This is a genomic window from Streptomyces sp. NPDC049577 (assembly GCF_040675635.1).
Taxonomy (GTDB): domain Bacteria; phylum Actinomycetota; class Actinomycetes; order Streptomycetales; family Streptomycetaceae; genus Streptomyces.
The window spans coordinates 1-6,299 of the sequence record NZ_JBFAPH010000360.1; the positions used below are offsets into that span (position 1 = coordinate 1).

The window sequence follows — 6,299 nt, forward strand, 5'->3', positions numbered from 1 at the left end:
GACGCCGCCGCCGATCATCAGCCACTTGCGGCGCCGGCCGCGCGCCTCGTTGTCGGCGGCGAGGGCGGCCCAGTCCGGGGTCGGCTCGGCCGGCGGCACGGCCGCGGGGTGCGGCGGCCAGCCCGGCGAGTGCTGGTACGGCTGGGGCTGGGCCGGCGGCAGGTGCTGCGGCGGGAGCTGCCCGGGTATCTGCCCGGGCTGGGGCTGACCCGGCTGGGGCTGCCCGGGTATGGGAGGCGGCGGGGGCGGCCCCCACTGCGGGTTCGCCGGATCCGGTTCCTCCGGGGGCCCGAACGCCCCTCCCTGCCCAAAGCTCATGGCGTGCATCGTAAACCGCTTGGTGACGGCTCCGGGAGGCGCCAGAATCCTTAGCCATGGGACACGTCGAAGCAGCGCATGTGGAGTACGACCTGCCGGACGGGAGGCCGCTGCTCGGCGACGTGTCGTTCCGGGTCGGTGAGGGCGCCTCGGTGGCGCTGGTCGGCGCCAACGGCGCGGGCAAGTCGACCCTGCTGAAACTGATCGCCGGCGAGCTCCGCCCGCACGGCGGCTCGGTCACGGTCAGCGGCGGGCTCGGCGTGATGCCGCAGTTCGTGGGGTCCGTGCGGGACGACCGTACAGTCCGTGACCTGCTGGTCTCCGTCGCCTCCCCGCGCATCCGGGCCGCCGCCGAGGCGGTCGACAGGGCCGAGCACGCGATCATGACCGTGGACGACGAGGCCGCGCAGATGGCCTACGCCCAGGCCCTGGCCGACTGGGCCGAGGCACAGGGCTACGAGGCCGAGACCACGTGGGACATGTGCACGATGGCCGCCCTCGGCGTCCCCTACGAGCAGGCCCAGTGGCGCCAGGTGCGCACCCTCTCCGGCGGCGAGCAGAAGCGGCTGGTGCTGGAGTCCCTGCTGCGCGGCACGGACGAGGTGCTGCTGCTGGACGAGCCGGACAACTACCTCGACGTCCCGGGCAAGCGCTGGCTGGAGGAGCGGTTGCGCGAGACGAAGAAGACGGTCCTCTTCGTCTCCCACGACCGCGAGCTGCTCGCCCGCGCCGCCGAGAAGATCATCAGTGTCGAGCCGGGCCCGGCGGGCAGCGACGTCTGGGTGCACGGCGGCGGCTTCGACACGTACCACGAGGCCCGCAAGGAGCGCTTCGCCCGCTTCGAGGAGCTGCGCCGGCGCTGGGACGAGAAGCACGCCCAGCTGAAGAAGCTCGTGATCAACCTGCGCCAGGCGGCGGCCGTCAGCCACGAGATGGCCTCCCGCTACGCGGCGGCCCAGACCCGGCTGCGCAAGTTCGAGGAGGCCGGTCCGCCGCCGGAGCCCCCGCGCGAGCAGGACATCCGCATGCGGCTGCGCGGCGGCCGTACCGGCGTACGCGCCCTGACCTGCGTAAAGCTGGAGCTCACGGGGCTCATGCACCCCTTCGACCTGGAGGTCTTCTACGGCGAGCGGGTCGCCGTCCTGGGCTCGAACGGTTCGGGCAAGTCCCACTTCCTGCGGCTGCTGGCCGGCGACACGGCGAACCCGGTCGCGCACACGGGGGCCTGGAAGCTCGGCGCGCGGGTCGTCCCCGGACACTTCGCCCAGACCCACGCCCACCCTGAGCTGATGGGCCGCACCCTGGTCGACATCCTGTGGACCGAGCACGCCAAGGACCGGGGCGGTGCCATGTCCGTCCTGCGCCGCTACGAGCTGGAGCGCCAGGGCGACCAGCCCTTCGAGAAGCTCTCCGGCGGCCAGCAGGCCCGCTTCCAGATCCTGCTGCTGGAGCTGGCCGGCGCGACGGCCCTCCTCCTGGACGAGCCCACGGACAACCTCGACCTGGAGAGCGCGGAGGCCCTCCAGGAGGGCCTGGAGGCCTACGAGGGCACGGTCCTCGCCGTGACCCACGACCGCTGGTTCGCCCGCTCGTTCGACCGCTTCCTGGTCTTCGGCGCGGACGGGCGCGTCCGGGAGGCCTCCGAGCCGGTGTGGGACGAATCACGCGTGGCGCGGCAGCGCTGAGGGGCGTCCTGGTGCGGTGCAGGGCGCGCGGAACGGGGGGCGAGCGCCTGTTTTGACCCGCCCGCAGGGCGCCCGGTAGTCTGTGGGTTCGTTATGCGTATTGGCTTGCTCGATCTCACGTGAGGGGCCCTTACGCCGGTCCACCGGACCGATGACCAGCCGGCAGGCACTCGGGTTGCGTCCCCGACTGCGGCCAACGCTGTTGTGATCGTCAGGGTGGCCTTGTACAGGACCCATTCACAAAGAAGCGAAGGCTACGACCGTGCGTACGTACAGCCCCAAGCCCGGCGATGTCACGCGCCAGTGGCACGTCATCGACGCGCAGGACGTCGTCCTGGGCCGTCTGGCCTCCACTGCCGCCTCCCTGCTGCGTGGCAAGCACAAGCCCGTGTATGCCCCGCACATGGACATGGGTGACTTCGTCGTCATCATCAACGCCGACAAGGTGCACCTGTCCGGCAACAAGCGGACCCAGAAGATGGCGTACCGCCACTCCGGCTTCCCGGGTGGTCTGCGTTCCGTCCGCTACGACGAGCTGCTCGACAAGAACCCCGAGAAGGCCGTCGAGAAGGCGATCAAGGGCATGCTGCCCAAGAACTCCCTCGGCCGTCAGATGCTCACCAAGCTCAAGGTGTACTCGGGCTCCGAGCACCCGCACGCGGCTCAGCAGCCTGTTCCGTTCGAGATCACCCAGGTCAAGCAGGGCTAGTCCCGGCCACCGCCTAAGACGAGAGAGAATCTGAGGAGAATCGTGGCTGAGACCACCGCCGAGACCCCCCTCGAGGGCGTCGAGGAGTACACCACCGAGACCGAGGTCGTCGAGACGGAGTACACCTCCGAGTCGCTCGCTTCCCGTTTCGGTGAGCCGCAGCCGGCTGCCGGCCTGGGCCGTCGCAAGAACGCCATCGCCCGCGTCCGGATCGTTCCGGGCTCCGGCAAGTGGAAGATCAACGGTCGCACCCTCGAGGACTACTTCCCGAACAAGGTGCACCAGCAGGAAGTCAACGAGCCCTTCAAGGTGCTCGAGCTCGACGACCGCTACGACGTCATCGCCCGCATCTCCGGCGGCGGCGTGTCCGGCCAGGCCGGCGCCCTGCGCCTGGGCGTGGCCCGTGCGCTCAACGAGGCCGATGTCGACAACAACCGCGGCCCGCTGAAGAAGGCCGGCTTCCTCAAGCGCGACGACCGTGCGGTCGAGCGCAAGAAGGCCGGTCTGAAGAAGGCCCGCAAGGCTCCGCAGTACAGCAAGCGCTAATCACGCGGTTCGCTGCTTCTGCTCGAACGCCCCGGCGGCACGCACTGTGCCCGCCGGGGCGTTCGGCTATCGGCGGCACGGGGCGTACGTATGCCCGGGGAACACCCGGTGGTCACGCCCCGGTCCACGACTCGACACCTTGTTCGGGGGCTCACGCCGGGCCCCGCACTCCCGCGTTTTACGGAGGACACCAGTGGGACGACTCTTCGGTACGGACGGTGTGCGCGGTGTCGCCAACGCCGATCTGACGGCGGAGCTCGCGCTCGGCCTGTCGGTCGCGGCGGCGCACGTGCTGGCCGAGGCGGGTACGTTCGAGGGCCATCGCCCGGTCGCGGTGGTGGGCCGTGACCCGCGCGCGTCCGGGGAGTTCCTGGAGGCGGCCGTGGTGGCCGGTCTCGCGAGCGCGGGCGTCGACGTCCTGCGGGTGGGCGTGCTGCCCACGCCGGCCGTCGCCTACCTCACCGGAGCGCTCGGCGCGGACCTCGGCGTCATGCTCTCCGCGAGCCACAACCCGATGCCCGACAACGGCATCAAGTTCTTCGCCCGTGGCGGTCACAAGCTCGCCGACGAGCTGGAGGACCGCATCGAGCAGACCTACCGGGCGCACGCCTCCGGCGAGCCCTGGGACCGGCCCACCGGCGCCGGCGTCGGCCGCGTCCGCGACTACGACCAGGGCTTCGACAACTACGTCGCCCACCTGATCGGCGTCCTGCCGAACCGCCTCGACGGCCTCAAGGTCGTCATCGACGGCGCCCACGGCGCCGCCTCGCGCGTCTCGCCGGAGGCCTTCTCGCGCGCCGGCGCCGAGGTCGTCACCATCGGCACCGACCCCGACGGCCTCAACATCAACCACGAGTGCGGCTCGACCCACCTGGAGAAGCTGCGCGCCGCCGTCGTCGAGCACGGCGCCGCCATGGGCGTCGCCCACGACGGTGACGCCGACCGCTGCCTGGCCGTCGACGCGGCGGGCAACGAGATCGACGGCGACCAGATCCTCGCCGTGCTCGCCCTCGCCATGCGCGAGGCGGACACGCTGCGCAAGAACACGGTCGTCGCGACCGTGATGTCCAACCTGGGCTTCAAGCTCGCCATGGAGCGCGAGGGCGTCGCCCTCGTCCAGACCGCGGTCGGCGACCGCTACGTCCTGGAGGAGATGAAGGCGAACGGCTTCGCCCTCGGCGGTGAGCAGTCCGGCCACGTCATCGTCCTGGACCACGCCACGACCGGTGACGGCACGCTGACCGGTCTCATGCTGGCCGCCCGCGTCGCCGCCACGGGCCGCTCGCTCGCCGAGCTGGCCGGTGTCATGGAGCGCCTGCCGCAGGTCCTCATCAACGTCCGCGACGTCGACAAGTCGCGCGTCGGCCAGTCGGAGGAGCTCGCCGAGGCGGTCAACGCGGCCGAGCGCGAGCTGGGCTCGACGGGCAGGGTGCTGCTGCGCTCCTCGGGCACGGAGCCGCTGGTGCGGGTCATGGTCGAGGCGGCCGACATCGAGCAGGCGCGGGCTGTCGCGCAGCGGTTGGCCGACGTCGTGAAGTCCGCGCTGGGTTAGTCCTCGCGCCGGAAGGGGGGTGCGGGGCGCGGCCCCGCGCCCCCCTTCCGGGTGTTCAGAGTTTCCGCAGCGACAGCCGCTGCACCTTGTGGTCCGCGCCCTTGCGCAGGATCAGATTGGAGCGGCCCCGCGTCGGGGCGACGTTCTCCAGCAGGTTCGGCTTGTTGATCGTGCGCCAGTTCCGCTGCGCGTACTCCAGCGCCTCCTCCTCCGAGACCTCCGTGTACCGCCGGAAGTAGGAGTTGGGGTCCTGGAAGGCGGTGGCGCGGAGCTTCTTGAAGCGCTCGTAGTACCAGCGCTCGATGTCCTCCGCCCGCGCGTCCACGTAGACGCTGAAGTCGAAGAAGTCGGCGAGCCCGACCCGGGTCCGGCCGTCCTTGCCCGGCAGGGCGGGCTGGAGCACGTTCAGGCCCTCGACGATCAGGATGTCCGGGCGGTGCACGGTCAGCCGCTCGCCCGGGACGATGTCGTAGACCAGGTGGGAGTAGACCGGGGCGGAGACCTCGTCCTTGCCGGCCTTCACGTCCGCGACGAACCGGGTGAGGGCCCGGCGGTCGTAGGAGTCGGGGAAACCTTTCCGCGACATCAGGCCGCGCCGCTGGAGCTCCGCGTTGGGCAGCAGGAAGCCGTCCGTGGTGACGCGCTCCACGCGCGGGTGCTCGGGCCAGCGGGCGAGGAGGGCCTGGAGGAGCCGGGCGGTGGTCGACTTGCCGACCGCGACGCTGCCCGCCACGCCTATGACGAAGGGCGTGCCGTGCTGGGTGCCCTTCTCGCCGAGGAAGGTGTTCAGCGCCCCGCGCAGATTGCCGGTCGCGCCCACGTAGAGGTTGAGCAGCCGCGACAGCGGCAGGTAGATGTCCCGCACCTCGTCGAGGTCGATGACGTCGCCGAGCCCCTGGAGCCGCTCGACCTCCTCGGCGGTCAGCGGCAGGGGCGTGTTCTCGCGCAGCGCGCTCCACTCCGCCCGGGTCAGGTCCACGAAGGGCGAGGACTGGGGCGCTGGGGCGGAGCCGGTGCGGCGTCGTTGCCGCTGCTGCTCGGTGGGTGTCGGCACGGGCCCATTGTGCGCGGGGCGGCGCGGGCTATCACTGCCGGGTGTGGGGTTCGGGTGTTTTCGGGTGATGTACGGGGTGCCGGTGAGTGAAGTTCTCGCCAGAGTCTGTACCTACTGGCTGGTTGGTACTACGTTCCAGCGGTCACTTCGAGCCACCGCGAGGTCGCCGTGTTCGTTCTCCGTCTCGCCTGCCGTCGCGCCCGTACGAGCGTGCGCCGCCTCGCGCGCCCCGCCGCACACCATCACGCCGGCCACCTCCCCGGGCACCGGGGCGGGCGTCCGGATCCCGCCGCCCGCGACGCCTTCGCGGACCGGGTGCGGGGTGAGCTCAGCGCGGAGCTGCCGGACGCTGATGCCGGCGTTGGCGATGACCACGTCGGGGATGCCGTGGTCGCGGTGCACCCGGGCCAGCGCCTCGTCCACGGCCTGCCAGTC

Annotated in this window: 5 protein-coding genes and 2 pseudogenes; 4 read left to right on the forward strand and 3 right to left on the reverse strand. The window is 71.4% G+C overall.

Annotated features, from left to right (window positions below; translation table 11 throughout):
- Positions 1-318, reverse strand: a pseudogene (locus AB0K09_RS28210) (hypothetical protein); the annotation flags it as partial.
- A gap of 56 nt (positions 319-374) precedes the next feature.
- On the opposite strand from AB0K09_RS28210, the gene AB0K09_RS28215 reads away from it, so the two are divergent.
- The 4 genes from AB0K09_RS28215 (at position 375) to glmM (ending at position 4,810) form a co-directional block, all read left to right on the forward strand.
- The gene (locus AB0K09_RS28215) at positions 375-2,003 is read left to right on the forward strand and encodes an ATP-binding cassette domain-containing protein (protein WP_366068239.1); all 1,629 of its coding nucleotides are present in this window, start codon (positions 375-377) and stop codon (positions 2,001-2,003) included.
- Between the two features lie 262 nt (positions 2,004-2,265).
- Complete coding sequence (gene rplM / locus AB0K09_RS28220; protein ID WP_366068240.1) at positions 2,266-2,712, forward strand: 50S ribosomal protein L13; 447 nt, start codon at positions 2,266-2,268, stop codon at positions 2,710-2,712.
- A 42-nt stretch (positions 2,713-2,754) separates the two neighbouring features.
- A complete protein-coding gene (rpsI, locus tag AB0K09_RS28225; protein WP_366068241.1) occupies positions 2,755-3,258 on the forward strand; it encodes a 30S ribosomal protein S9 in 504 nt (167 codons plus the stop codon).
- Between the two features lie 193 nt (positions 3,259-3,451).
- Entirely contained in the window at positions 3,452-4,810 is a 1,359-nt protein-coding gene (gene glmM / locus AB0K09_RS28230) for a phosphoglucosamine mutase (RefSeq protein ID WP_366068242.1), read from the forward strand.
- Positions 4,811-4,865: 55 nt separating this feature from the next.
- Here the strand turns inward: glmM and coaA are convergent, their stop codons facing one another.
- Positions 4,866-5,864, reverse strand: a complete 999-nt coding sequence (gene coaA, locus AB0K09_RS28235; protein WP_366068243.1) for a type I pantothenate kinase — start codon at positions 5,862-5,864, stop codon at positions 4,866-4,868.
- Positions 5,865-5,975: 111 nt separating this feature from the next.
- Positions 5,976-6,299: pseudogene (locus AB0K09_RS28240) on the reverse strand (hypothetical protein); the annotation flags it as partial.

Coding starts and splice junctions, on each gene's coding strand:
- AB0K09_RS28215 (WP_366068239.1), top strand. CDS start 375: ATGGGACACGTCGAAGCAGCGCATGTGGAGTACGACCTGCCGGACGGG.